At 67.5% G+C, this 26,669-nt stretch carries 22 protein-coding genes, 1 tRNA gene and 1 pseudogene; 4 read left to right on the forward strand and 20 right to left on the reverse strand.

Annotation, left to right across the window (positions count from 1 at the left end; genetic code table 11):
* Positions 1-2: 2 nt before the first annotated feature.
* The 9 genes and pseudogenes from nuoG to METY_RS21740 form a co-directional block, all read right to left on the reverse strand.
* Positions 3-2,075, reverse strand: a complete 2,073-nt coding sequence (gene nuoG, locus METY_RS03910; RefSeq protein WP_103120058.1) for an NADH-quinone oxidoreductase subunit NuoG — start codon at positions 2,073-2,075, stop codon at positions 3-5.
* Positions 2,076-2,419: 344 nt separating this feature from the next.
* Positions 2,420-3,721, reverse strand: a complete 1,302-nt coding sequence (nuoF, locus tag METY_RS03915) for an NADH-quinone oxidoreductase subunit NuoF (protein ID WP_103120059.1) — start codon at positions 3,719-3,721, stop codon at positions 2,420-2,422.
* Between the two features lie 4 nt (positions 3,722-3,725).
* Entirely contained in the window at positions 3,726-4,604 is an 879-nt protein-coding gene (gene nuoE / locus METY_RS03920) for an NADH-quinone oxidoreductase subunit NuoE (protein ID WP_103120060.1), read from the reverse strand.
* Positions 4,605-4,728: 124 nt separating this feature from the next.
* The gene (locus METY_RS03925; RefSeq protein WP_103120061.1) at positions 4,729-5,913 is read right to left on the reverse strand and encodes an NADH-quinone oxidoreductase subunit D; all 1,185 of its coding nucleotides are present in this window, start codon (positions 5,911-5,913) and stop codon (positions 4,729-4,731) included.
* The gene (locus METY_RS03930) at positions 5,906-6,340 is read right to left on the reverse strand and encodes a GFA family protein (RefSeq protein ID WP_103120062.1); all 435 of its coding nucleotides are present in this window, start codon (positions 6,338-6,340) and stop codon (positions 5,906-5,908) included. Before METY_RS03930 ends, METY_RS03925 begins: the two co-directional genes overlap by 8 nt.
* Before the next feature lie 10 nt (positions 6,341-6,350).
* Positions 6,351-6,971 carry an NADH-quinone oxidoreductase subunit C gene (locus METY_RS03935; protein WP_103120063.1) on the reverse strand — a complete coding sequence of 207 codons (621 nt, stop codon included), beginning with the start codon at positions 6,969-6,971 and terminating at the stop codon, positions 6,351-6,353.
* A 10-nt stretch (positions 6,972-6,981) separates the two neighbouring features.
* Positions 6,982-7,551, reverse strand: coding sequence for a NuoB/complex I 20 kDa subunit family protein (locus METY_RS03940; protein WP_103120064.1), 570 nt, complete (start codon positions 7,549-7,551; stop codon positions 6,982-6,984).
* A 4-nt stretch (positions 7,552-7,555) separates the two neighbouring features.
* Entirely contained in the window at positions 7,556-7,921 is a 366-nt protein-coding gene (locus METY_RS03945) for an NADH-quinone oxidoreductase subunit A (protein ID WP_103120065.1), read from the reverse strand.
* A 728-nt stretch (positions 7,922-8,649) separates the two neighbouring features.
* Positions 8,650-9,195: pseudogene (locus METY_RS21740) on the reverse strand (cell wall hydrolase); the annotation flags it as partial.
* A 272-nt stretch (positions 9,196-9,467) separates the two neighbouring features.
* Between METY_RS21740 and METY_RS03955 the strand changes: the two are divergent.
* Entirely contained in the window at positions 9,468-10,448 is a 981-nt protein-coding gene (locus tag METY_RS03955) for an aldo/keto reductase (RefSeq protein WP_103120067.1), read from the forward strand.
* A 174-nt stretch (positions 10,449-10,622) separates the two neighbouring features.
* On the opposite strand, the gene METY_RS03960 is transcribed toward METY_RS03955, so the two are convergent.
* From METY_RS03960 to urtA, 7 genes are all read right to left on the reverse strand, one after another.
* On the reverse strand, positions 10,623-10,958 hold the full coding sequence (locus METY_RS03960; RefSeq protein WP_103120068.1) for an FmdB family zinc ribbon protein: 336 nt from the start codon (positions 10,956-10,958) through the stop codon (positions 10,623-10,625).
* 165 nt (positions 10,959-11,123) lie between these two features.
* Entirely contained in the window at positions 11,124-12,353 is a 1,230-nt protein-coding gene (gene fmdA / locus METY_RS03965) for a formamidase (RefSeq protein WP_103120069.1), read from the reverse strand.
* A 58-nt stretch (positions 12,354-12,411) separates the two neighbouring features.
* Positions 12,412-13,101, reverse strand: a complete 690-nt coding sequence (urtE, locus tag METY_RS03970; protein ID WP_103120070.1) for an urea ABC transporter ATP-binding subunit UrtE — start codon at positions 13,099-13,101, stop codon at positions 12,412-12,414.
* Positions 13,102-13,112: 11 nt separating this feature from the next.
* Positions 13,113-13,871, reverse strand: coding sequence for an urea ABC transporter ATP-binding protein UrtD (gene urtD, locus METY_RS03975; protein WP_200819587.1), 759 nt, complete (start codon positions 13,869-13,871; stop codon positions 13,113-13,115).
* A gap of 10 nt (positions 13,872-13,881) precedes the next feature.
* Positions 13,882-15,033: an urea ABC transporter permease subunit UrtC gene (gene urtC, locus METY_RS03980; protein ID WP_103120071.1), complete on the reverse strand. Its 1,152-nt coding sequence runs from the start codon at positions 15,031-15,033 to the stop codon at positions 13,882-13,884.
* A gap of 14 nt (positions 15,034-15,047) precedes the next feature.
* Positions 15,048-15,974: an urea ABC transporter permease subunit UrtB gene (gene urtB / locus METY_RS03985; RefSeq protein WP_103120072.1), complete on the reverse strand. Its 927-nt coding sequence runs from the start codon at positions 15,972-15,974 to the stop codon at positions 15,048-15,050.
* Between the two features lie 172 nt (positions 15,975-16,146).
* The gene (gene urtA, locus METY_RS03990; protein ID WP_103120073.1) at positions 16,147-17,409 is read right to left on the reverse strand and encodes an urea ABC transporter substrate-binding protein; all 1,263 of its coding nucleotides are present in this window, start codon (positions 17,407-17,409) and stop codon (positions 16,147-16,149) included.
* Positions 17,410-17,677: 268 nt separating this feature from the next.
* Between urtA and METY_RS03995 the strand changes: the two genes are divergently transcribed.
* Both METY_RS03995 and METY_RS04000 read left to right on the forward strand, forming a co-directional pair.
* Entirely contained in the window at positions 17,678-21,049 is a 3,372-nt protein-coding gene (locus METY_RS03995) for an ATP-binding protein (RefSeq protein WP_103120146.1), read from the forward strand.
* Positions 21,042-21,953 (forward strand): response regulator transcription factor, encoded by a 912-nt coding sequence (locus tag METY_RS04000; protein ID WP_103120074.1) that lies wholly within the window; start codon positions 21,042-21,044, stop codon positions 21,951-21,953. The genes METY_RS03995 and METY_RS04000 overlap by 8 nt, the downstream gene beginning before the upstream one ends.
* 65 nt (positions 21,954-22,018) lie before the next feature.
* Here METY_RS04000 and METY_RS04005 read toward each other — a convergent pair whose 3' ends face one another.
* Complete coding sequence (locus METY_RS04005) at positions 22,019-22,867, reverse strand: hypothetical protein (RefSeq protein ID WP_103120075.1); 849 nt, start codon at positions 22,865-22,867, stop codon at positions 22,019-22,021.
* A 165-nt stretch (positions 22,868-23,032) separates the two neighbouring features.
* Here METY_RS04005 and METY_RS04010 point away from each other — a divergent pair, with 165 nt between their 5' ends.
* On the forward strand, positions 23,033-23,788 hold the full coding sequence (locus tag METY_RS04010) for a hypothetical protein (RefSeq protein WP_103120076.1): 756 nt from the start codon (positions 23,033-23,035) through the stop codon (positions 23,786-23,788).
* A gap of 120 nt (positions 23,789-23,908) precedes the next feature.
* On the opposite strand, the gene METY_RS04015 is transcribed toward METY_RS04010, so the two are convergent.
* The 3 genes from METY_RS04015 to METY_RS04025 form a co-directional block, all read right to left on the reverse strand.
* Positions 23,909-24,619 carry a hypothetical protein gene (locus METY_RS04015; RefSeq protein ID WP_103120077.1) on the reverse strand — a complete coding sequence of 237 codons (711 nt, stop codon included), beginning with the start codon at positions 24,617-24,619 and terminating at the stop codon, positions 23,909-23,911.
* Between the two features lie 317 nt (positions 24,620-24,936).
* Positions 24,937-25,013 (reverse strand) — tRNA-Asp (locus METY_RS04020).
* Positions 25,014-25,191: 178 nt separating this feature from the next.
* Positions 25,192-26,577 carry a class II 3-deoxy-7-phosphoheptulonate synthase gene (locus METY_RS04025; protein WP_103120078.1) on the reverse strand — a complete coding sequence of 462 codons (1,386 nt, stop codon included), beginning with the start codon at positions 26,575-26,577 and terminating at the stop codon, positions 25,192-25,194.
* Positions 26,578-26,669: the final 92 nt, after the last annotated feature.

Here is a 26,669-nt window from a genome sequence, read left to right on the forward strand (position 1 = left end):
ACTTACTCCGCCGCCTGCGCGAGCGACCCGCGCTTGAGCGCGCTCATCTCGGCCATGATGGCCGAGGCGCGCGCGATCGGGTTCGTCAGGTGGAAGTCCGAGACGGCGTTGACGAAGGCGTCGCCCGAGAGCGAGCCGCCCGCGCGGCCCGACAGGTCCGCGGGCTCGCCGGCTGCGATCTCGTCGACCTCAGCGAAATGCGGGTGGGCGGCGTAGAGCGCGGCCCGCAGCTGCGGCAGCGAGTCGTAGGGCAGCCGCGCGCCGACCGCGTCGGACAGCGCCCGCAGGATCGCCCAGTCCTCGCGGCCTTCGCCGGGCGGGAAGGTCGCCCGGTTCGCCACCTGCACGCGGCCCTCGGTGTTCACGTAGGTGCCGGACTTCTCCACATAGGCCGCGCCCGGCAGGATGACGTCGGCGCGGTGCGCGCCACGGTCGCCGTGGGTGCCGAGGTAGACGACGAAGGCGCCGGGAGCGATTTCGATCTCGTCCGCGCCAAGCAGGAAGGCCACGTCGAGCGCGCCGGGCGCCGCCATCTCGACGGCGGTCTTGCCCCCCTGCCCCGGCGTGAAGCCGAGGTCGAGCGCGCCTACGCGGGACGCCGCCGTGTGCAGCACCGACAGGCCGTTCCAGCCAGCGGCGACGTTCTCGCCGGACGCGAGCTTGGAGGCCGCGGCGAGCACGGCGAGGCCGTCGGCCCGCGCCAACGCGCCGGCGCCGACGATGACGAGCGGCCGCTGGGCCTTGGCGAGGACTTCGGCGAAGCCGCTCTTGCCCTCGACGATCTCGGTCAGCGAGCCCGTTCCGGCGCCAAGATGCTCGGCGCCGTAGGTGAGGTCCGCGCGCTCGCCCACGAGGCCGACGCGGACGTCGCCGAGCCGCCAACGCTTGCGGATGCGGGCGTTAAGCACCGGCGCTTCGAGGCGCGGGTTGGTCCCGATCAGGAGGATCGCGTCGGCCTGGTCAACGCCGGCGATGGTGGCGTTGAAGAGGTAGCTCGCGCGGCCGAGCGCGGGATCGAGCGCCGAGCCGTCCTGGCGGCAGTCGAGGTTGGTCACCCCAAGCCGGCCGAACAGATCCTTGAGCGCGAAGACTTCCTCGACCGCCGCGAGGTCGCCGACGATCGCGCCCACGCGCGACTTGTCCGCGCCCTTGATCTTCTCCGCGACCTTCGCCAGCGCCTCCGGCCAGGAAGCGGGCCGCAGGCGTCCGTTCTCACGCACGTAAGGCTTGTCGAGCCTCTGGGTGCGGAGGCCGTCCCAGATGAAGCGGGTCTTGTCGGAGATCCACTCCTCGTTCACGTCCTCATTCGTGCGCGGCAGGATGCGCATGACCTCACGCCCGCGGGCGTCGACCCGGATCGCGGAGCCGAGCGCGTCCATCACGTCGATCGACTCGGTCTTGCTCAGCTCCCATGGCCGCGCCTGGAAGGCATAGGGCTTGGAGGTCAGCGCGCCGACCGGGCAGAGATCGATGACGTTGCCCTGGAGCTCCGACGACATGGCGGATTCCAGATACGTCGTGATCTCCATGTCCTCGCCGCGGCCGATGGCGCCGATCTCGGCGCAGCCGGCGACTTCCGCCACGAAGCGGACGCAGCGCGTGCAGTGGATGCAGCGCGTCATCGTCGTCTTGACGAGCGGGCCGATGTATTTGTCCTCGACCGCGCGCTTGTTCTCGTGGAAGCGCGAGCCCGAGACGCCGTAGGCCATGGCCTGGTCCTGCAGGTCGCACTCGCCGCCCTGGTCGCAAATCGGGCAATCCAGCGGATGGTTGATGAGCAGGAACTCCATCACCCCCTCGCGCGCCTTCTTCACCATCGGCGAGCGGGTGGAGACGACCGGCGGCTCGCCGTTCGGGCCGGGGCGCAGGTCGCGCACGCCCATGGCGCAGGAGGCCACCGGCTTCGGCGGCCCTCCCTTCACCTCGACGAGGCACATCCGGCAATTGCCGGCGATCGACAGCCGCTCATGGAAGCAGAAGCGCGGGATCTCGGCCCCCGCGGCCTCGCAGGCCTGCAGGATGGTGTATTCGGCCGGGACATCGACCTCGGCGCCGTCGACGATGAGTTTGGTCATAAGCCCGTCCCCCTTCGCGACGCTCGCATTACCATGCAATCTCGAAATGGAGCAGGATTTAGCCCGGCACCATCTTTTACTAGAATAGTATCTACGTCTAAAAATTTCACAATGAGCGTCAACCGCATTCGATCACACTTAATAACTACATTTCCCTCAATCGAAGCCGGTACTTCTCGGTAACAGTAGCCGCCATTGTACTGGGCGTGAGGTATAGCATCAGAGATTACAAGGCGTGAATTTCCGCTTTCCGCGCAATACTCTCGCGGAAGCGCAAACGCTGGCGACGAAAGCCAAGCTTGAAAGAGGCATCCCACAAGAGCGGCGTACCGAAACATCGCCCCTCACTCCGCCGCCACGGCGAAGTCCCCCGGGGCGGGGTTCGCAGCGTAGTCGTCGATGCGCTTTTCAATCTCGTGGCGGAAGTGCCGGATCAGGCCCTGCACCGGCCATGCCGCGGCGTCGCCGAGAGCGCAGATCGTGTGGCCTTCGACCTGCGTGGACACTTCCAGCAGCATGTCGATCTCACGCTTCTCGGCGCGGCCGACCGCCATGCGCTCCAGCACGCGCCACATCCAGCCGGTGCCCTCGCGGCAGGGCGTGCACTGGCCGCAGCTCTCGTGCTTGTAGAAGTGCGAGATGCGGGCGATGGCGCGGACGATGTCGGTGGACTTGTCCATCACGATCACGGCCGCGGTGCCAAGGCCCGACCGCAGGTTGCGCAGGGTGTCGAAGTCCATCGACAGATCCTGGCACTGGTGCTCGGGAAGCAGCGGGACGGAGGAGCCGCCGGGGATGATGGCGTAGAGGTTCTCCCAGCCGCCGCGGATGCCGCCGCAGTGCTTCTCGACCAGTTCGCGGAAGGAGATGCCCATCTCCTCCTCGACGTTGCACGGCCGCTCGACGTGGCCGGAGATCGAGAACAGCTTGGTGCCGGTGTTGTTGGGCTTGCCGATGCCGGCGAACCACGCGCCGCCGCGGCGCAGGATCGTGCCGGCGACTGCGATCGACTCGACGTTGTTCACCGTCGTCGGGCAGCCGTAGAGGCCCATGTTCGCCGGGAACGGGGGCTTCAGCCGCGGCATGCCCTTCTTGCCCTCGAGGCTCTCCAGAAGGGCCGTCTCCTCGCCGCAGATGTAGGCGCCGGCGCCGTGGTGGACGTAGATGTCGAAGGGATAGCCGTGCTTGTTGTTCGGTCCGACGAGATTGGCCGCATAGGCCTCATCGACCGCGCGCTGAAGCGCCTCGCGCTCGCGCACATACTCGCCGCGGATGTAGACGTAGCAGGCGTTGGCGTGCATCGCGAAGGACGCGATCAGGCAGCCTTCGATCAGGAGATGCGGGTCGTTCCGCATGATCTCCCGGTCCTTGCAGGTGCCGGGCTCGGACTCGTCGGCGTTGACCACAAGATAGTGCGGGCGGCCCTCCTGCGGCTTCGGCATGAAGGACCACTTGAGGCCCGTCGGGAAGCCCGCGCCGCCGCGGCCGCGAAGGCCCGACGCCTTCATCTCCGCGACGATCCAGTCCCGGCCCTTTTCGAGCAGGAACTTGGTCTCGTCCCAGGCGCCCCGCTTGAGCGCGCTCTCGAGGTCGGCGCCGCGGCGGCCGTTGAGGTTCGTGAAGATGCGGTCGCGATCGGTCAGCATGGCGTCACGCTCCCTTCTCGGACGGCGCCGCGCCGGGCGACGCCGGCGTCTTCGGCGAGGTTCCGACCGTGGTCGAGCCGGAGGCTGTGTCCTCGGTCACGGCCGGCGCCGACTTGGCTTTGTCGCTCGGCTGGCCTTCGGCGTCCTTGCCGCTCTTCGCGACGGTGGCTTCGGGACGGCTGTTCTGCTCCGGACGGCCGGCCGTCTCCGTCACGGTCGCGTCGCCCTTGCCGTGCTCGTCGCTGAAGCGGCTCTTCCACGAGCCGACCACCGAGCCGTCATAGAGCGTCTCGTCGGTGAGCGAGGTGTCGCCGCCGAAGGGCGCCGAGCAGGAGCGGCCGGTCTGCGAGCCGGTCTTCACCGGCCGGCCGGCGCGCAGGTCCTCGAGCAGAGCCTCGAAGGTCTCCGGCGTGAGGTCCTCGTAGTAGTCGAAATTGATCTGCACCATCGGGGCGTTGGAGCAGGCGCCGAGGCACTCGACCTCGAGCCAGCTCAGCTTGCCGTCCGCCGTCACGTGGTTCTGGTCGCCTATGTGCTTCTTGCAGACGTCCTTCAGCGCGTTCGCGCCGCGCAGCGCGCACGGGGTCGTGCCGCAGAGCTGGACGAAGTGCTCCCCAACCGGCTTCAGGTTGAACATCGTGTAGAAGGTCGCGACCTCCATCACGCGGATGGTCGGCATGCCGAGCATCTCGGCGATGCGCCGGATCGCGGGCTCCGGCAGCCAGCCGCCGTGCTGCTCCTGCGCGCGCCACAGCAGCGGGATCACGGCCGAGGCCTGCCGGCCTTCCGGATACTTGGCGATCTGGCCCTCGGCCCACTGCAGGTTGTCCTGCGTGAAGGCGAAATCGGCGGGCTGGACCTCGGCGAGGCGGCGGACGGACATCAGGCCATTCCCTCAACGTCATGCCCGGACGCAGTCCGGGTATCCACGACTTCCCGAAGCCGCAGCGTGTCCAAGTCGTGGATGCCCGCAAGTGCGGGCATGACGGCGCGCACGTGACAGAGCCTCACCGGTCCACCTCGCCGAACACGATGTCGAGCGAGCCAAGGATCGCGGAGACGTCGGCCAGCATGTTGCCGCGGCACAGATGGTCCATGGCGGAGAGATGCGCGAAGCCGGGCGCCCGGATCTTGCAGCGGTACGGCTTGTTGGTGCCGTCCGAGACCAGGTAGACGCCGAACTCTCCCTTGGGCGCCTCGACGGCGGCGTAGACCTCGCCCTCGGGCACTCGGTAGCCCTCGGTGTAGAGCTTGAAGTGGTGGATGAGCGCCTCCATCGAGCGCTTCATCTCAGCCCGCTTCGGCGGCGCGACCTTGCCGTCGAGGGTCGCGATCGGCCCGCGTTCGGTCTTCAGACGCGCGCAGCACTGCTGCATGATGTGGGCCGACTGACGCATCTCCTCCATGCGGATGAGATAGCGGTCGTAGCAATCGCCGTTCTTGCCGACCGGGATGTCGAAGTCGAGGTCGGCGTAGCACTCGTAGGGCTGCGACTTACGCAGGTCCCACGCGGCGCCAGAGCCGCGCACCATCACGCCGGAGAAGCCCCATTCCCACGCCTCGTTCAGCGGCACCACGCCGATGTCGACGTTGCGCTGCTTGAAGATGCGGTTCTCGGTCAGGAGCTGGTCGATGTCGTCCAACGCCTTGTAGAAGCTCACGCACCAGCGGTCGATGTCCTCCACGAGCTGGTCGGGCAGGTCCTGATGCACGCCGCCCGGCCGGAAGTAGGCCGCGTGCATGCGCGAGCCCGACGCCCGCTCGTAGAACACCATCAGCTTCTCGCGCTCCTCGAAGCCCCACAGCGGCGGCGTCAGCGCGCCGACGTCCATCGCCTGCGTGGTGACGTTGAGGAGGTGGGAGAGGATGCGGCCGATCTCGCTGTAAAGCACGCGGATGAGCTGCGCGCGCATCGGGATCTCGACGCCGAGCAGGCGCTCGGTGGCGAGGCAGAAGGCGTGCTCCTGATTCATCGGCGCGACGTAGTCGAGCCGGTCGAAATAGGGCATCGCCTGCAGGTAGGTCTTGGCCTCGATCAGCTTCTCGGTGCCGCGGTGGAGCAGGCCGATGTGCGGATCGACGCGCTCGACCACCTCGCCGTCGAGCTCCAGCACCAGACGCAGCACGCCGTGCGCCGCCGGATGCTGCGGGCCGAAGTTGATCGTGAAGTTGCGGATGTCCTGCTCAGCCACCGGCGTGAGACTCCTGGGCCTTGGCCATGAACTCTTCGCCGGTGACCTTGCGGGTCTCGTTGGCGAAGGCGTAGTTGCCGGGCTTATCGTCGATGAAGATCTCGCTCGCGAACGGGAACCGGCCGGAGTCGTCGACCGCCTGGGCGGAGACGTCGGCCGACGAGCCGTCCGCGGCGCGCCAGAACAGCGACGAGCCGCAGCGGGCGCAGAACCCCCGCTCGCCCCACTCCGACGAGCGGTAGACCGAAAGCGCATCGCCGCGGAGGTCGAGCGACCCCACGTCGACGGACAGGTAGGTCAGCATGCCGCCCGTCCACCGCCGGCACATTGAGCAATGACAAACGTGCATCGCGCCGTCTGTCAGCGTGGCCTCGAAGGTCACGGCCTCGCAGAGGCACTTGCCGGAGATGCGTTCGCCCGCCGCCATTGCCCGTCCCTCAGTTCGGCTGCTTCGCCTTCTCGTCGCCGGGCAGCACGTAGTCCGTGCCTTCCCAGGGCGAGAGGAAGTCGAAGTTGCGGAACTCCTGGTTCAGGCGGACCGGCTCGTAGACCACCCGCTTGGCCTCGTCGTCCCAGCGGACCTCGACGAAGCCGGTGAGCGGGAAGTCCTTGCGCAGGGGGTAGCCGTCGAAGCCGTAGTCCGTCAGGAGCCGGCGGAGGTCGGGGTGGTTGGAGAACAACACGCCATAGAGGTCGTAAGCCTCGCGCTCGAACCACAGCGCGCCGGGGAAGACCCCCGTGATGGACGGCACCGGCGTCTCGTCGTCGGCTTCGAGCTTCACGCGGACGCGCAGGTTCTTCGCCGGCGACAGCAGATGGTAGACGACGTCGAACCGCTTTTCGCGCGAGGGGTAGTCCGCCCCGCAGACGTCGACGAAGCAGATGAACCGGCACGCGGGATCGTCCCGCAGGAAGGTCGCGACCTCGACGATCCGGGCGGCTTCGGTCGTCAGCGTCAGCTCGCCGAAGGCGACCGACGTGGAGACGATCGCGGAGCCCAGGCCTTGCGCGATATGGGCGGCCAGCGTCTCGAGGACGTCGTGGGAAGAGGCGCTCATGGCTCCGTCCTCACCGCTCGATCGTGCCGATGCGGCGGATCTTCTTCTGGAGAAGCAGCACGCCGTAAAGCAGAGCCTCCGCGGTCGGCGGGCAGCCCGGCACGTAGATGTCCACCGGCACCACGCGGTCGCAGCCGCGCACCACGGCGTAGGAGTAGTGGTAGTAGCCGCCGCCGTTGGCGCAGGAGCCCATGGAGATGACGTAGCGCGGCTCCGGCATCTGGTCGTAGACCTTGCGGAGCGCGGGGGCCATCTTGTTGGTCAGCGTGCCGGCGACGATCATCACGTCCGACTGCCGCGGACTGGCACGCGGAGCGAACCCGAAGCGCTCCACGTCGTAGCGCGGCATCGAGACCTGCATCATCTCCACGGCGCAGCACGCCAGGCCGAAGGTCATCCACATCAGCGAGCCGGTGCGGGCCCATGTGATGAGGTCTTCGGCCGAGGTGACGAGGAAGCCCTTGTCAGAGAGCTCGGCGTTCACCTCGCGGAAGAAGCGGTCTTCGTGGCCGATCGGGCGGCCGGAGGCGTCGACGAGGCCCTTGGGGGCGTCGGCGACCAGGGTCTGGTTCGCGGTCATCGGGTCAATCCCACTCGAGGGCGCCCTTGCGCCACTCGTAGACGAAGCCGATCGTCAGAACGCCGAGGAAGGCCATCATCGACCAGAAGCCGAACAGCCCCACCTCCTTGAACGCGACCGCCCAGGGGAACAGGAACGCGACCTCGAGGTCGAAGATGATGAAGAGGATCGCCACGAGATAGAACCGCACGTCGAACTTCATGCGGGCGTCGTCGAAGGCGTTGAAGCCGCACTCGTAGGCCGAGAGTTTCTCGGGATCGGGGTTCTGGTAGGCGATCAGGAACGGCGAGGCCAAAAGCGCGAGGCCGACCACGAGCGCCACAGCGAGAAAAATGACGAGAGGCAGGTAGTCGGCCAGCAGGTTCGTCATCGCGCGCCTGAACCTTCCATCTGTGTCGAAGACCGGGCGAGACAGCGCCGCGGCCCCTGATCCAACCTCGAACATGCGCCAAATCGGCGCGCGTCGCTCCGCACATCGGGAGCCTTAGACCCGTGCCACTTTAGGCGCAAGACGTCCGCGGGTCCGAAACGTAACAATTCCAAACTCGCGGCCGCGCGCGCTACCCTGGCAGAGCAAAACCTCTTGTTTGTTGTGGGCCTTACGCAAAAAAAGGCGCGCCGGATCGGCGCGCCTTTTCAACATGTCGACGATAGAGATCGCCTATCGATTGATCAGCGCAGGCCTTCCGAGGCCGCGATCAAATCCTCAATCGAGCGAGCCTTCTGCCGGGGCGCGGGCCGCGGCTCAGGGGCGAGCGACACAGGGCCGGCCGAGGCCATGACGGGAGCCTCGTCGAGTCGGACGGTCCGGCGGGGCGCTTCGTAGGACGGCTCCGGCCTCGCCTCGTACACGGGCTCGCGGCTGGTCTCGACGACGGGCACCTCACGCGGATCGTAGATCGCCTGCGGCCGCACCGCCGGTTCGCGGCGAGGCTCCAGCCTGGCTTCGCGCCAGGTCGGCTCCGGCGGCGCCCGGCGGGCCGCCGGCGGCTGATAGCCGAAGGTCTCCACGTCGTGGACGGGGGCGCGGGCCGAGCGGGCCGGCCGGGCGTCGGCGACGACGATGGGTCGCTCGCGAACGGCGTTGGACGACGACCAGACGGTCGAAGCCGTCAGACTGCCGGCGGCCGCCATCTGCTGGCGCATCACGTCGTCCTGCGAGGCCATGACCAGTTCCGGCTTGCGCTTCTCGTAGAACGAGTTGCCGCCCGCCACGGCGACGTAGTGCATGTTCCGGTAGGGGAACCGGTAGCCGGCGGTGTGGAAGAACATCGACTTGCGGCCGACGCGCGGGTGCCTGGCGCCGGACAGCACGGCCTCCGCCATGCGGAAGGCGCGCGGGCGGCCGCTGTCGGTCATCGGTTTGGTGAGCACGCCGGGGGCGAACTGGTTGGGCTGGCCGACGACGCCGCAGACCGTGCGGGGATAGCGCCCCGACTCCTTGCGGTTCATGACGACGGTGCCGACGGCGAGCATGCCGTCGTCGCTCGACCGGTTCGACTCGAAGTACATGACGCGCGCCATGCACTCGCGGTCGCTGAGGCTCACGCGCCGCACCTTCGAGGCGGAGCCGCAGCCTGCGAGAAACAGGGGAAGGAGGACGAGCGCGAAAACCTTCGCCCGTCGTTCGAAAACGCTACGCATACGTTCACTCACACGCTTCGAAGCCGTTCGGGCCCCCGTGACCGCTCGGCAACGCTCCTCGACTGTCTCTAAAAGGCCTGCGGGGAGTCATCAAAGGCTTAACGACTCGCCGGAATCCGCAGCCTTCCACCGATAACTGCGCGTGGACGCCCGCCGGGCCGGCGGGCGGGGATGGCTGGACAGCGCCGGCGGCGGTTTCCCCGGCTTAGGCCACGCCCTATCGTGCCGCCGCCCGCCCCGACTTGGCGGGGCGATGGATCGGGAGACCCGCCATGGACTATGTGAAGCTCGGCCGCACCGGCCTCGAGGTCTCGCGGATCGTGCTCGGCTGCATGACCTATGGCGTTCCGGACCGCGGCAACCACGCCTGGACCCTGCCCGAAGACGAGAGCCGCCCCTTCCTCGCCAAGGCGCTCGATCTCGGCATCACCACCTTCGACACCGCGAACAGCTACTCCGACGGCACCTCCGAGGAGATCCTCGGTCGCGCCCTGAAGGATTACGTCGCCCGCGACGAGGTGGTGATCGCCACCAAGGTCTACTTCCCCATGAGCAAGGGGCCGAACGGCGGCGGGCTGTCGCGAAAGGCGATTTTCGCCTCGATCGACGCGAGCCTAAAGCGGCTCGGGACCGATTTCGTCGACCTCTACCAGATCCACCGCTGGGACTACGGCACGCCGATCGAAGAGACGATGGAGGCGCTGCACGACGTGGTGAAGGCCGGCAAGGTCCGCTACCTCGGCGCCTCGTCGATGTACGCGTGGCAGTTCGCCAAGGCGCTGTCGACCTCGCGCCTTAACGGCTGGACCGAATTCGTGTCCATGCAGAACCAGCTGAACCTGCTCTACCGCGAGGAGGAGCGCGAGATGCTGCCGCTCTGCGCGGACGAAGGAATCGGCGTGCTGCCGTGGAGCCCCCTCGCCCGCGGCCGGCTGACCCGGGAGGCCGGCGCGTCGAGCGGTCGGCAGGAGACCGACGTGGTGGGCAAGACGCTGTTCGAGGCCACCGAGGCGGCGGACGCGAAGGTGATTGACGCGGTAGGCCAGGTCGCGAAGGCGCGCGGCGTGCCGCGGGCCCAGGTCGCGCTGGCTTGGGTGCTCGAAAAGGAGGAGGTCACGGCCCCGATCATCGGCGCCTCGAAGCCGCATCATCTCGAGGACGCGGTGGCCGCGCTGACGCTGGACCTCACCTCCGAGGAGATCGAGGCGCTGGAGGCGCCCTACACGCCGCACGCGGTGGCGGGGTTTTCCTGAAGGCCCGCCTGAGAACGTCCGGGCGTCATCCGATCGCTCGTCACGCGCCGTTTATCCGGGGCGTCCACCGCCCCGCGCCGCCGCTCGATCGTCCATCCTGAATTCCCCGGATAAGCCGGGAATGACGGCTCGGGGCGCCATGGCCGCCGGAGCTGCAGATGAGCAGACAGACCGTCAGTGGCTGATCATCCAGGGCCGGGCGTTGGGGAAGCTCTTGACGGCGGGCGGCTGGGCGGCGGCGCTCGCCGGCGTCTTCAAGCCGCGGCCGGAGCAGCATCCGCAGCCGGGCGCATGGCTTTTCGAGCTTTTCGGCGCATGCGACGAGCGCTCGTTGGTCGCCATGGCGATGCGGCGGGAAGGATCCATTCCGGCCAACGCCGGCGCGGTCAGCATGACCCGCGGCGCCTCGTCGCCGCAGAGCGGACAGGCGTGCGGATCCTGGAAGGCCGCCATCGGGCGCAGCGCCGTGAAGGGTCCGCAGTCGTCGCAGGCGTATTCGTAGACGGGCATCTTATCAACTCCACGGCGAAACAAGCACTCCGAAAGGTCCGCCGTCATTCCGGCCGAGCGAAGCCAGAACCGGGATCGTCGTCAGAAAGAGACCGTCTTTCCGTATGACGATCCCGGCTCGCAGCTGACGCTTCGGCCGGGATGCGCGTGGCTCTCTTCCGCCGTTCAGAGGTCCGGCGCGATCGGCATCTGGATCGAGCCGTCGATGAACTTCACCGGGCCGGCCGCGGTCGGGTTGATGTCGAACTCGAAGATCTTCGTCGGGAGCCACAGCGTGGCGCAGGCGTTCGGGATGTCGACGACGCCCGAGATGTGGCCCTGAACCGGGGCGGTGCCGAGGATCGAGTAGGCCTGGGCGCCGGAGTAGCCGAACTTCTTCAGATACTCGATGGCGTTGAGGCAGGCCTGTCGGTAGGCGACGCCGACGTCGAGGTAGTGCTGCTCGCCGTGCTCGTCGACCGAGATGCCCTCAAAGATCAGGTAGTCGTCGTACTTCGGGGTGATCACCGACGGCTTGAAGATCGGGTTCTTGATCCCGTACTTCGACATGCCGTCCTTGATGACGTCGACCTTGAGATGCAGCCAGCCGGCCATCTCGATCGCGCCGCAGAAGGTGATCTCGCCGTCGCCTTGGCTGAAGTGCAGGTCGCCCATCGAGAGGCCGCCGCCCGGCACGTAGACGGGGAAGTAGATTTTGGAGCCGCGCGACAGATCCTTGATGTCGCAGTTGCCGCCGTGCTCGCGCGGGGGAACGGTGCGCACGGCTTCCGCCGCGGCGGCGTCCTTGGCCTCGCCGGTCAGCCGGCCCATGTGCGCGGTCGGCGCGAACGGCACGGTGCCGACGGCCGGCACGCGGTCCTTGTGCTTCTCGACGAAGGGGATCTCGCGGTCGTTCCAGGTCTTCAGCAGCTTCGGGTCCGGCAGGCAGCCGATCAGGCCCGGATGGATCAGGCCGGGGAAGCGCACGCCGGGGACGTGGCGCGACTTGGTGAACATGCCCTCGAAGTCCCAGATCGACTTCTGCGCCGAGGGGTAGTGGTCGGTCAGGAAGCCGCCGCCGTTGTTCTTAGAGAAGAAGCCGTTGAAGCCCCACTGGCTCTCGGCCTTCGCGCCGATGTCGAGCAGGTCGACCACCAGAAGGTCGCCCGGCTCCGCGCCTTCGACGCCGATCGGGCCCGACAGGAAGTGGACGATCGAGAGGTCGATGTCGCGGACGTCGGACGCGTCGTCGTTGTTTTTGACGAAGCCGCCGGTCCAGTCGTAGGTCTCGATGATGAAGTCGTCGCCGGGCTTCACCCAGGCCACGATCGGGATGTCCGGGTGCCAGCGGTTGTGCACCATGTCGTTGTCGTAGGCCGACTGGGTCAGGTCGACCTTGATCAGCGTTTCGGTCATATGGCAGCTCCCCTTTTCAGTTTGTGCGTGACGTGGGCGACGCGTGGTCTGGCGCGGCTCACACCGACAGGTACTTGGACACCTGAGCCTCATCGACGTCCGCGCGCTGGGCGTCGTGGACGATCTCGCCGTTCTCGACGACCAGCACCCGGTCCGCGACGTCGAGGGCGAAGCTCAGCACCTGTTCGGAGACCACGATCGACAGGCCGCGGTCGTCGCGGATGCGCCGGAGCGTGCGGGCCATCTCGCGGATGATCGACGGCTGGATGCCCTCGGTCGGCTCGTCGAGCAGCAGGACCTTCGGCTTTGTGGCGAGCGCGCGGGCGATGGCGAGCTGCTGCTGCTGGCCGCCGGAGAGGTTGCCGGCGCGGCGCCCCTTCATCTCCAGCAGCACCGGGAACAGCTCGTAGATGTCGTCCGGCACCTTGCGGTCGCCCGAGGCCGTCAGCCCGGTCTCGATGTTCTCCTTCACCGTCATCGTGGAGAACACCATGCGGCCCTGCGGCACGTAGGCGACGCCCTTCTTCACCCGCTGGTGGCTCTTGAGGCCGTTGATGTCCTCGCCGCCCAGCCTGATGGAGCCCGCCGTGGTCGGGAGGATGCCCATCATGGCCTTCATCAGCGTGGTCTTGCCCATGCCGTTGCGGCCCATGATCGCGACGATCTCGTTCGGCGCGACCGAGAAGTTCATGCCGTGGAGCACTTCGCTCTGGCCGTAGGCGACGCGCAGGGAATCGACGTCCAGCATCGCTTCGCTCCTCAATGGCCGAGATAGACTTCGACGACCTTGGGGTCGGTCTTCACCTTCTGCATCGACCCTTCAGAAAGGATCTTGCCCTGGTGGAGCACCGTCACCTTGTGCGCGATGTCTTCGACGAACTTCATGTCGTGCTCGATGACGAGCACCGAGCGGTTCTTGATGATGGTGTTGAGCAGTTCGGCGGTCTTCACGCGCTCGCTCACGCTCATGCCGGCGACCGGCTCGTCCAGCATCAGGAGCTCAGGGTCCTGGATCAGGAGCATGCCGATCTCGAGCCACTGCTTCTGCCCGTGGCTCAGGAACGCCGCGCGTTCGTGCAGCTTGTCCTTGAGGAAGATGATCTCGGCGACTTCCTCCACCCGGTCCTTCACCGCCTGGTCGCGCTTGAAGGTCAGCGCCCCCCAGACCGAGCGGCCCTTCGGGTAGGAGATCTCGAGGTTCTCGAAGATGGTCAGGTCGTCGTAGATCGACGGCGTCTGGAACTTGCGGCCGACGCCCGAGAGCACGATCTGGCTCTCGCTCATCTTGGTGAGCTCGGCGCCGCGGAAGCGGATCGAGCCGTTGGTCGCCTTGGTCTTCCCGCAGATCAGGTCGAGCACCGTGGTCTTGCCGGCCCCGTTCGGGCCGATGATCACGCGGATCTCGTTCTCGTCCACGTAGAACGACAGGTCGTTCACCGCCTTGAAGCCGTCGAAGGAGACGGTGAGGGCCTCGACCGCGAGCAGGTAGTCCTTGGCGGGGGTTCCGATGGTGGTCACGGGACGGTCCTCACTCGGCGGGAAGGGTCGACGCCTGCTTGGCGACGTCGTGGCCAGGGTCGGCGGGGTCCTTCGACCGCAGCTTGAAGGCGCGATCGATCGAGGGCTGGACGTAGTCGCGCCAGATGCCCGCAAGTCCGTTGGGGAACACCAGCACCACCGCGATGAACAGGCCGCCGAGGCCGAGCAGCCAGAGCTCGGGGAAACTTTCCGACAGGCTGGTCTTGGCGAAGTTGACCGCGAGCGCGCCGTAGATCGCGCCGAAGATCGAGAGCCGGCCGCCGACGGCGGTGAAGATCACCATCTCAATCGAGGGCACGATGCCGACCAGCGAGGGCGACATGAAGCCGACCTGCAGGGTGAACATCGCGCCGCCGATCGCGGAGAACACGCCGGCGAGGCAGAAGACGAAGATCTGGAAGTTCGCGACCGAGTAGCCGGAGAACCGCACGCGGTCCTCCTTCTCCCGCATCGCCACCAGAATGCGGCCGAGCTTCGAGTCGCGCACGAACATCGCGAAGCACACCACCGCGAGCAGCAGCGCCACGTTCACGAAGTAAAGGATGAACTTCGCGCTGTCGGTGCGGATGTCCCAGCCGTGCAGCGTGCGCAGGTCGGTGATGCCGTTGACGCCGCCGGTGTAGCCCTGCTGGCCGATGATCAGGATGGTCGCAATCGCCGCGATCGCCTGGGTGATGATCGCGAAGTACACGCCCGACACGCGGCGCTTGAACATCGCCGAGCCGATCACGAAGGCGAAGAACGCCGGAACCAGAAGGATCAGCAGGATCGTCAGGGGCAGCGAGTGGAACGGCTGCCAGAACCACGGAAGCTCGGTGAGCTGGTTCCAGTCCATGAAGTCGGGAATGCCGGGCGTGGACTGGATCTTGGTGTTCTCGACCGACGAGGCCTCGAGCTTGAGGTACATCGCCATGCCGTAGCCGCCGAGGGCGAAGAACACGCCCTGGCCGAGCGAGAGGATGCCGCCGTAGCCCCAGCAGAGCACGAGGCCGACCGCGACGAAGGCGTAGGTCAGGTACTTGCCGACGAGGTTCAGCCGAAAGCCGTCGAGCAGGACGGGAAACGCGATGAGCAGGATGGCGGCGAGAACGGCGAGGGCCAGCAGGTCCTTGCGGTCCATGAAGGAGGGCGCGGTCTTCATTGGGGCTTCGCTCCTCAGCGCCGGACTTTAAGGGTGAAGAGGCCCTGAGGCCGCAGCATCAGGATCCCGACGACGGTCAGCAGCGTGATGACCTTGGCCATCGAGCCGGACAGGAAGAACTCCAACGTCGACTGGGCCTGCGAGATCGAAAAGGCGGAGGCGATGGTGCCGAAAAGGCTCGCCGCGCCGCCGAAGACCACGATCAGGAAGGTGTCCACGATGTAGAGCTGGCCGGCCGTCGGGCCCGTCGAGCCGATCATCGTGAAGGCGGAGCCCGCGACGCCGGCGATGCCGCAGCCGAGGCCGAAGGTGAGGCGGTCCACCTTCTCGGTGTCGATGCCGACCGCGCCCGCCATCTGGCGGTTCTGCACGACCGCCCTAACCTGCTGACCGAAGCGCGAACGGAAGATCATGATGAAGACCGCCGTGGTGATGAGCACGGTGAGGCCCATCACGAACAGGCCGTTGATCTGCACCTCGATCACGTCCGTGACCGGCAGCGATCCCATCATCCAGTCGGGCAGCGTGACGCCGACCTCGCGCGGGCCGAACACCGACCGATAGGTCTGCTGGAGAATAAGGCTGAGGCCCCAGGTCGCGAGCAGCGTGTCGAGCGGACGCTTGTAGAGCCGCCGTATCAGGGTCCACTCGATGAGCATGCCCAAGGCCCCGGACGCGCAAAACGCGAGCGCCATCGCGACGAAGAAGTAGATCCCAAACAGCGAGGGCAGATGCTCTGAGAAGAACACCGAGGTGAGCCAGGTGACGTAGGCCCCGAGGATCATGAACTCGCCATGGGCCATATTGATCACGCCCATCTGGCCGAAGATGATTGCGAGGCCGAGCGCCATCAGCAGGTAGACGGAGAACAGGATCAGGCCGGCGAAGCCCTGCATCGCAAAGATCGCGCCGAGATCCCCGAGGGAGTAATCGCCGAACATGCCTAGGCCTCCAGGTGCCGATAGAAAGAAAGGCGTCATCCCGGACGGCCGAAGGCCGAGCCGGGATCGTCGTCCCCAGAGCCCCTCTCCGAGGGGCGACATGGTCGGAGAACGATCCCGGCTCTGCGCTGCGCTTTAGCCGAGATGACGCTCGTCGGTCGGCGTCAGCCGATCACTGGTAGCCCTTCGGGAAGGGGTTCGGCTCGATGAGCTGGGGGCTCTCGTAGACCACCTTGAACTGACCGTCCTTCTGGGCGAGGCCGATGCGGGTCTTGGACCAGAGGTGGTGGTTCGGATGGATCTTGACGTAGCCTTCCGGCGCCTTGGTGAACTCGATGTCGGCGGAGGCCGCCGCGATCTTGTCCACGTCGAACGAGCCGGCCTTCTCGACGGTGAGTTTCCAGAGCCAGGGGCCCAGATAGGCCGCCTGGGTGACGTCGCCGATGACCGTCTTCTCGCCCCACATCTTCTTGAACGCGGCGACGAACTCCTTGTTGTTCGGGTTGTCGAGCGACTGGAAGTACTTCATGCAGGAGTAGGCACCGGCGATGTTCTCGCCGCCGATGCCGTCGATCTCGTCCTCGGTGACCGAGATCGTGATCAGGGTCTGCTTCTCAAGGTTGATGCCGGCGGCCTTCAGCTGCTTGTAGAACGCCACGTTCGACCCGCCGACCACGTCGGTGAAGATCACGTCCGGCTTGGTCAGCTTGAGCTTGTTGATGACCGAGTTGAACTGGGTGTGGCCGAGCGGGAAGTACTCCTCGCCGACGACCTTCGTCCCCTTCAGGAAGTTCTCGATGTGCTTGCGCGCGATCTTGTTCGACGTGCGCGGCCAGATGTAGTCCGAGCCGATGAAGTAGAAGGTCTTGGCGCCCTTCTCCTTCACGACCCAGTTGATCGACTCGAGGATCTGCTGGGTGGCTTCCTGGCCGGTGTAGATGACGTTCTTCGACTGCTCGAGGCCTTCGTAGAAGGTCGGGTAGTACAGCATGCCGTTGTACTGCTCGATCACCGGCAGCACGGCCTTGCGGGAGGCCGAGGTCCAGCAGCCCATGATGGCCGCGACCTTGTCCTGCACGAGCAGCTTCTTCGCCTTCTCGGCGAAGGTCGGCCAGTCGGACGCGCCGTCTTCCTGGATGAACTTGATCTTGCGGCCGAGCACGCCGCCCATCTCGTTGATCTGGGCGATCGCGAGCTTCTCGGCCTGGATCGAGCCGGTCTCCGAGATCGCCATCGTGCCCGTGGCGGAGTGCAGGATGCCGACCGTGACTTCGGTGTCCGTCACCGCGAGGCCGGTGGTGTTGACCGTCGCCGTCGCCGGGGTCTGCGCGAACGCCGTCTTCGGCATCATCCCGGCGAAAGGCGCCGCCGCCATGCCCATCAAGAGCTTGCGGCGGAGCGGCGAATGAAATCCCGTCTTGTCGTCCCGCGACATCAGCGTCTCCGTCAGTCACCCGGCTCGTCGGCGAGCCCCCGAATGCCTGAGAGACTGCGGTTTGTTTCGCAGCGCAGCATATACGTCGGTTGACGTATGTCGGTCCCGCGGCGGCCCGCCCTAGGCTGCGCGAGGCTTGTCCGCCGCCCCCGACGATTGGGGCTTGATCAGGACGGCCAAATTCTTGCATGCCACGTTCGGACGTCGGCCCGGGTCCGGCGACGAGGGGATGCACAAGCGAGATGGCCATCGGCCCCAGGCGGACGGCATGACCGGGCGGCAGCGCATCGTGCCTGCGCGGCGCCAGTACAATCAGTGGGTCGCCGACGAGACGCTCGAGGACTACGCGCTACGCTTCACGGCGAAGAGCGCGCGTCGCTGGTCGGCGGTCCGGGTCGGCAACACCGCGCTCGGCGCGGTGTCGTTCCTCGCGCTCGAGGCGATCGGCGGCGCCATCACGCTGAGCTACGGCTTCGACAACGCCGTCGCCGCGACGCTGGTCGTCAGCCTGCTGCTGCTCCTGACCGGGCTGCCCATCGCCTATTACGCCGCCCGCGACGGCGTCGACATCGACCTCCTCACCCGCGGCGCCGGCTTCGGCTACGTCGGCTCGACCGTGACGTCGTTGATCTACGCCTCCTTCACCTTCCTGCTGTTCGCGATCGAGGCCGTGATCATGGCTCTCGCGCTTGAGCTTTGCCTCGGGGTGCCGCTTGCGCTGGGCTATGTGATCAGCGCCCTCGTGGTGCTGCCGATCGTCACCCACGGCATCAACTGGATCAGCCGCTTCCAGCTCTGGACCCAGCCGATCTGGCTCGTGCTTCACCTGACGCCGATCGTGTTCATCGCCTTCCAGGACACCTCGGCCTTCGCCGACTGGACCGCGTTTCGGGGGACGAGCCCGAACGGCGGGGCGCTGAACCTGATCGCCTTCGGCGCCGCGAGCTCCGTGGTGTTCGCGCTGATCGCCCAGATCGGCGAGCAGGTTGACATTCTGCGGTTCATGCCTGCGAAGACGCCCGAGAATCGGCTGGCCTGGTGGTCGTCCCTGCTCGCCTCCGGCGCCGGCTGGATCCTGCCCGGCGCCCTCAAGCTGCTGCTGGGCTCGTTCCTCGCCGTGCTCGCGCTCAACCATGGCGTGCCGGTCGAGCGGGCGAGCGAACCAACGCAGATGTACGACGTCGCGTTCGGCTACGTGACCTCGTCGCCGCAGCTCGCGCTGGCGCTCACCGGCGTCTTCGTCGTGCTGTCGCAGCTCAAGATCAACGTGACCAACGCCTACGCCGGCTCTATCGCCTGGTCGAACTTCTTCTCGCGGCTGACGCACGCCCATCCCGGACGGATCGTCTGGCTGGTGTTCAACGTCGCCATCGCCCTCATCCTCATGGAGGCGGGCATCTACAAGACGCTCGAGCACACGCTCGGGCTCTACTCGATCGTCGCCGTCGCCTGGGTCGGCGCCCTGGTCGCCGATCTCGCCGTGAACAAGCCGCTCGGCCTGTCGCCGCCGCGAATCGAGTTCAAGCGCGCTCACCTCTATGACGTGAACCCGGTCGGCGTCGGCGCCATGGCGCTCGCGACCCTCGCCGCCTTCCTCGCCTACTCCGGCGTCTGCGGGCCCACCGCCAAGGCGCTCGCGCCCTTTGTCGCGCTCGGCGTCGCCTTCCTGGCGGCCCCCGCGATCGCGATCGCCACCCGGGGCAAGTTCTATCTCGCCCGCAAGCCGCGGGCGCGCTGGCGCCTCAAGCCGACGCTGCGCTGCTCGATCTGCGAGCACGGCTTCGAGTCCGAGGACATGGCGCACTGCCCGGTCTACTCCGGCCCGATCTGCTCGCTCTGCTGTTCGCTCGACGCCCGCTGCCGCGACGGCTGCAAGCCCCACGCCCGCCTCTCCAGCCAGGTGGTGGGCGCCTTGACCGCGGTCCTCCCCGCCTGGGCGGTCGGGGGCCTCAACTCACGCGCCGGGCACTACGTCGGGGTGATGACGCTGCTCGGCGGGGCGCTCACGCTGGTGCTGCTCGTCGTCTACGTGCAGGCGGCGGCCGAGGCGCCCGAGCAGACCACGGTGATCGCCGGCGCGCTCTCGGCCGTCTTCCTGATCCTGATGATGATCGCCGGCATCGCGGCCTGGCTGTTCGTGCTGGCGCACGAGAGCCGGGAGATCGCGCAGGACGAGTCCGGGCGCCAGACCGCGCTCCTGATGAAGGAGATCGAGGCGCACAAGCGCACCGACGCCGCGCTCCAGCGGGCGAAGGAGGTGGCGGAGGCCGCGAACGTCGCCAAGAGCCGCTATGTGGTGGGCATCAGCCACGAGCTTCGCACCCCGCTGAACGCCGTCATGGGCTACGCCCAGCTGCTCGACTCCGACGAGACGCTGCCGCCCCGCGGCCAGAAGGGCGTGCGGGTGATCCGCCGCTCGGCCGAGCACCTCTCCGGCCTGATCGACGGCCTGCTCGACATCTCGAAGGTCGAAGCGGGCCGGCTGGAGCTCGCCCGCAACGAGGTGCGCACGCGGGACTTCCTCGACCAGCTCGCCGACATGTTTCGCCTGCAAGCCAACGCCAAGGGCCTGGAGTTCCGGTTCGACGGCGCCGAGCGCTTGCCGGCGGTGGTGCGCTGCGACGAAAAGCGCGTCCGGCAGATCCTGATCAACCTGCTGTCGAACGCCGTGAAGTTCACCGACGCCGGCCATGTGGCGCTCCACGTCTCCTACCGTAGCCAGATCGCGGAATTCGCCGTCACCGACACGGGCGCCGGCATCCGCGAATCGGACCGCCAGCGGATCTTCGAGCCGTTCGAGCGGGGCGAGGCGACGCGCGCCAAGCTGCAGCCGGGGATGGGGCTGGGGCTCACGATCACGAAGCTGCTGGTCGAGATCATGGGCGGCGACCTCGTGCTGGAAAGCGTCGAGGGCGTCGGCAGCACCTTCCGGGTGAAGCTGATGCTCTCCCAGGTCGCCGCGCCGCGCCCCTCCCCCGCGCCGCTCGCGCGCGTTGTCGGCTACGAAGGTCCGCGCAAGCTGGTGCTGGTGATCGACGACGACGGCGACCACCGCGAGCTGATGCGCGAGGCGCTGGAGCCGCTCGGCTTCAACGTCATCGCGGCCCCCGACGGCGTGGCGGCCCTGACGCTGGTCGACGAATGCCGGCCGGACCTGTTCCTGCTCGACGTCTCGATGCCTGGAATGTCGGGCTGGGACGTCGCCCGCAGGCTTCGGGAAACCGGACAGCTGGCGCCGATCCTGATGATGTCGGCGAACATCGGGGACTTCGCGTCGAAGGCGGTCGAAACGCCGGACCACGACGGCGCCCTGCCGAAGCCCTGCGACCTCGGCGCCCTGCTCCGTCAGATCGAGACGCTGCTCGGCCTCGTCTTCGTCTACGACGCGCCGCCTCCGGCCGCGCCCTCGGTCCGGACGAAGCCCGAGCTGCCCGCTCCCCGCCATGTGGGCGACCTGCGCAGGCTCGGCGAGATGGGCTACGTCCGCGGGATCGAGGCGAAGCTCACGGAGCTCGAGGGCGCCGAACCCGAGGCGGCGCCCTTCGTCGCCGAGGCGCGGGAGCGGCTCCGGGCGTTCGACATGAACGGCTACATGGCGCTGCTCGGCGCCCGCGCGCCGGAGGAGACCGCCGATGGCTGAGGGCGCGCCCGTCGTCGTGCTGGTCGTCGACGACAGCCCGGAGACGCTCGGGATGCTCACCGAAGCGCTCGAGCGAGCCTCGTGGACGGTCTTGGTCGCGCCCGGCGGCGCGGAGGCCCTGCGCGTGGTCGACCGCGTGACGCCCGACGTCGTGCTGATGGACGCGGTGATGCCGGAGATGGACGGCTTCGAGGCCTGCCGCCGCCTGAAGCGCCGGGCGGACATGGCGCATGTCCCGGTGATCTTCATGACCGGCCTGCGCGAGACCGGCCACATCGTCCAAGGGCTCGAGGCGGGCGGCGTGGACTATGTCGCCAAGCCCGTGGCCCTGGACGAGATGATGGCGCGCATCCGCGTCCACATCGGCAACGCGAGGCTGTCCAGCAGCGCCCGGGCGGCCCTCGACACCACGGGACGCTATCTGCTGGCGGCGGGCGAGGATGGCCGCCTGCGTTGGGCCACGCCCCAGGCCGGGCGGCTGCTCGCCCGCGCCTTTTCGGGGTTCGACCAGGATTCCTTTGATCTGCCGGAGCCCGTGCGGGCCTGGCTCGCCGCGCGCGTGGCCGGACGGACGGAGCTGCCCTCGACGCCGTTGTCCGGCGACGGCCCGGCGCAGCTCACCCTCGCGTTCGTCGGGCGCACCGAGCGCGGCGAGACCCTGCTGCGGGTGACGGAGGAGGCGCCCTCGGGCGAATGGCCGACCCTGCGCGAAAAGCTCGGGCTCACCGCCCGCGAGGCCGAGGTGCTGCTCTGGATCGCGCGCGGGAAAGCCAACCGGGACATCGCTGAGATCCTGGGCATGAGCCCTCGCACGGTGAACAAGCACCTCGAGCAGATCTACGTGAAGCTTGGCGTAGAGAACCGCGCGGGCGCCGCCGCGATCGCCGTCCGCACATTGGGGTGACGACAAGGCGAGGGCAGCCGAGCGAAGCGGCCCGATCGTCGGGCGACGGAGGTCGAGGTGACAGTTCAGCCCCGCAAGGCCCTCTTCTCCGCCCGACGCTGCGCGCGCTTCGCCAACCGCTTCTCCGATCGCCCCGCCGCCGCCGCGGGCGCGGCTCCGGCGGCGCCCTCCTTGGAGACGTCGTCGCTCTCTTCCACCTCCACCGAAGCGCCGGGAAAGAAGCGCGCGTAAAAGTCGGGAAAGGCTGCGAGGATGGCCTCCTGATCGGCCGCGCTCATCTCACGCCGGTGACGGTTCGGCTGGGCCACGTTCATCTTGACGTTCGGCGAGCCGCGGGCCGCTGCCATGATCGCTTCAAAGCCCTCGGGATCGACGGAGATCTGCATATGAGCGCAGATGGCCGCGAGCCATGAATGGGTGTTGAAGGCGATCTCCTCGTAGGGGACGATCAGCGCGCCGGGAATTTCCGCCCATGAGGTCATCGCCGTGGCGTTGCGGGTCAGTTCGACGAAGGTGCTCGATATGTCGCCGATCCGTATGCTTCGGCCCCTGTCGATGCCACGCGCGGAAAGGCGCGCCATCACGTCGGTCAGCGAAAGCGCGATGTCGCGCAAGTCCCGGATCCCGACGTGATGCCGGGCCCTGCCCCTCGCGATCAGGCCCGCGATCGCCGGCGTGGCGGGGACATGCGTGCGCAGCGTCGCGATCGTCTCCCGGGGAACGAAACCGTCCAGTCTGGCGACGATCTCGGGGCTCCAGTCCCGCACCGTATTCACGTCCGACCGGCGCTCGTTACCCCGCGCCGCCGCCGGAATGAGAGGATCTGAATAGCCGGCTGCGCGGCACAGGTCGCGCGTCATGAGGTAAGTGAAGGTCGACCCGGATTTCTTCGCGCCGTAGCTGATGTAAAGCACGTATGCGCCTGCCGTCGTCGAAAGGGACCGCGCTCGTAAGTGCGCAGTCGATTACATATGGTAGCTCGGGCTTCAGCGGCCCGTCCACGCCCCCTCGTAGGCCGCCCGGCCGGGCGCCCTGCTCTCGCAAAGACGCTGTCCACTGCCGCGAAAGGCCATCACACCGTGCTCTACGTCTCGTTCGGGGTCGAAAAGGGCGGCTCCACCTACACGTACATTCTGATCCGCACGGCGCTCGAGGCGGCCGGCCACGCCCACGTACAGGTCGATCTCGAAGGACGGCCGGTCAATGACGACAGCCTGCGGTCGGAGCGCGTGCGGCGGCGGGCCGTGAACAACATCAACGTCTGGAACGAGGACGTGCTCGCCGCGGTGAGCGCCGCCGTTCCGCAGGAGGCCCTCGTGGCGCTGCGGACCCATGGCGAGCCCGACCCCGCTGTGCTCGAAGCGATCGACTCCGGGCGCGCCTACCTAGGCGTCGGGGTACGGGACCCGCGCGACCTCGCCCTCTCCATGCTGGACGTGGCGACGCAACGCATCGGCCTCGCGCATCGGCCGCACTGGCTGCGAATCGAGCCTGGCGACCTTGCGAGCGCCCTGCCCGCCGTCCAGCGCACCGTCGACCGGGCGCTCAAGTGGGTGCGGCCCGGCGCCACGGTCTTCTACTACGAGGAGACCGCGTTCCGCCCGCGCCTGACGCTGGATCGGTTCTGCCGCCAGACGGGCCTGCCGCTCTTCACAGACGAGGCGGCGGAGAAAATCGTGGCGACCGCTTCGGCCAGCCCCCACGGCAAGCGCAACGTCGCCGCGCCGCTCCGCCATACCCGCGAGATGAACGCCGACGACCAGAAGCGCGTGCTCGACCATTTCTCGAGCTTCTACGACCGCTTCTTTCCAGGCGCGGACGTCGCGCTGGCCTAGAACCGACGCGGCGCCGCCTCAAGTCGTCGCCGCGTTTCACGCTTGATCGAGCGTCAAGATCTCGGCGGACGCCTCTCGGCCTTCGCAGGCCGCCCCGGCTTCTGCGTCGGGCGGTCCTCGCTAGTCCGCCAAGGCTTCGGGATAGAAGCGCTCGAGGATCGTCCGGTAGTGGGCGCGGACGTACGTGATGATGGGTCTTGGAAGCTCATGTCGCCACGCCTCCGGATCGCCGGATCGGTAGGCCGAATGATCATCCACCATCCCCGGCTCTCGACCGCCCGACATGGCCCGGAAGGTGTAGGGCTCGGGCTCCGGCCAATCGTACCGCGCGGCGTCCTTCCCCAGGCCGCGCCTGAGCGCGACATCGACCCGATCCTTGAAGTCCTCCATTCGGATCGTCGTGAACTGCTCGTCGTCGTAGTCCCACTGCCTGAGGGCGCAGAGCGGTCCGGGGGTCGCTTTGAAAAAATCGTTGCGTTCGCAGAACGCGACGGTGAGCGCGATGCCCTCGTCCGCCGAGCATTGCTCCAGTACGCTCCGCTGCTTCGCAAGCTCGGGAAGATTGGAGATCTTATGGGTCCGGAGATGTGAGTAATACGCCGACAGGACGACGTTGAGCGGATTGCGGATGATGTGGACGCCGCCCGTCGTCACCCGCTTGGCGAGATAAGGGTAGGACGCATTTCCAAGAAAGCTGACGTCGTGCGCCGGCGAGGGAACCTTGTTGCCGTGAGACGTGCCGTAAAAGGTCAGGTCGTTGAGCTTGCAGAGCGCGATGACATAGCGGCTCGCGAGCGAGGACGCGCACTTGTGATGCGTCACGAACAGCATGGCCTGAATCCCTTCCCGCTCTGGTCGTCGCGATCAGATCACACGCACCGGTAGCGCGGAACCGGAAGCCGACGCCCATTCAGGTCAATATGCCAGGCGCGCGGCGCAGAGCAGAGGCTCCGCCACCCGCGTGCGCTTCAACGGCCGCAGACCTATGCGCGGGGCCGCATGGAGCGGACGCTTGCGGTTCGAGATGGAGCGCGACCGCCGTCGCACGAGCGGCGGCCGAACGGAGCGAGGCCCGCGGCCAATCCCAACTAAAGATTTGAGATGTCGAAACTCTCGGCCGCCTGTCACGCGGCATCTCGAGAAATACTTGGCGGGAGTGACGGGACTCGAACCCGCGGCCTCCGGCGTGACAGGCCGGCGCTCTAACCGACTGAGCTACACCCCCAAATCGGGGCGCGCCCCGATCAAGTGAGGCGGTTGGTACGGGACCCCGCCGGGGCTGTCAAGCAGCGCCGGAACGGTTTCGCGTCGGGGCTGGGGAAAAGGTCGACGCGGTTTCCGAAGCCGCCCGTCGGAGCTGCGCTCGACGAAAAAGGGCCCGGCGTCGGCCGGGCCCTTTGATCTCATTCCGCCGCGACCACCTGCCGTGGGCCGCGGGCGAGACGCTCTGTCTTGAGCTGCTCCGCCACAAGGAAGGCCAGCTCGATCGCCTGCTCGGCGTTAAGCCGCGGGTCGCAGTGGGTGTGGTAGCGCGAGTGCAGGTCCGCGTCGGAGATCGCGCGGGCGCCGCCCGTGCACTCCGTCACGTTCTTGCCGGTCATCTCGATGTGGATGCCGCCGGCGTAGGAGCCCTCGGCCCGGTGCACGTCGAAGAACGCCTTGACCTCCGCCAGGATGCGGTCGAACGGCCGGGTCTTGTAGCCGGAGGCGGCCTTGATGGTGTTGCCGTGCATGGGATCGCACGACCACACCACGTTGCGGCCTTCCGTCTTCGTCGCGCGCACCAGTCCCGGCAGATGGTCAAAGACCTTGTCGTGGCCGAAGCGGGCGATCAGCGTCAGGCGGCCGGGCTCGTTGTCCGGATCCAGCGCCTCGATAAGGCGCATCAGTTCGTCCGGCTTCAGCGACGGGCCGCACTTCAGGCCGATCGGGTTCTTGATCCCGCGGAAGTACTCCACATGCGCATGGTCGAGCTGGCGCGTGCGGTCGCCGATCCAGATCATGTGGCCGGAGGTCGCGTACCAGTCCCCGGTGGTTGAATCGACGCGCGTCAGCGCCTGCTCGTAGCCGAGCAGCAGCGCCTCGTGGCTCGTGAAGAAATCGGTGGTGCGCAGCTCCGGATGCTGCTCCGGGTCGATGCCGCAGGCGCGCATGAAGTCGAGCGACTCCGCGATCCGGTCCGCCACCTCGCGGTAGCGGCTGGACTGGGGACTCTCCTTGACGAAGCCCAGCATCCACTGGTGCACGAAGTCGAGATTGGCGTAGCCGCCGTTCGCGAAGGCGCGCAGCAGGTTCAGCGTCGCGGCCGACTGGCGGTAGGCCTCGAGCTGGCGGCGCGGGTCCGGAATGCGAGCCTCCGGGGTCGCGTCCGTCCCGTTGATGATGTCGCCGCGGTAGATCGGCAGCTCGACGCCGTCCACGACCTCGGTCGGCGACGAGCGGGGCTTCGCGAACTGGCCCGCGATCCGACCCACCTTCACCACCGGCGAGGCCGCGGCGTAGGTCAGCACCACCGCCATCTGCAGCAGCACGCGGAAAAAGTCGCGGATGTTGTCGGCCGAATGCTCGGCGAAGCTCTCGGCGCAGTCGCCGCCCTGCAGCAGGAAGGCTTCGCCTTTCGCCACCTTGGCGAGCTGTCGCTTCAGCTTGCGCGCCTCGCCGGCGAACACGAGCGGAGGAAAGGTCGCGAGCTGGCTCTCCACCGCCGTCAGAGCGGCGGCGTCGGGATAGGTCGGGGCCTGGACGATGGGCATGTCGCGCCAGGTCGAGGGGGTCCAACGCTCGGACATTGTCTTCACTCCACGTGCCGGAAACGGCCTGGCCGGCGACCGACTTCGGTCGTCCGCGCGTCATATGGCCGCTCGTGCGGCGGGCTTCTAGC

It is taken from the genome of Methylopila sp. Yamaguchi, from assembly GCF_002897035.1.
In the GTDB taxonomy this organism is placed as follows: Bacteria; Pseudomonadota; Alphaproteobacteria; order Rhizobiales; family Methylopilaceae; genus Methylopila.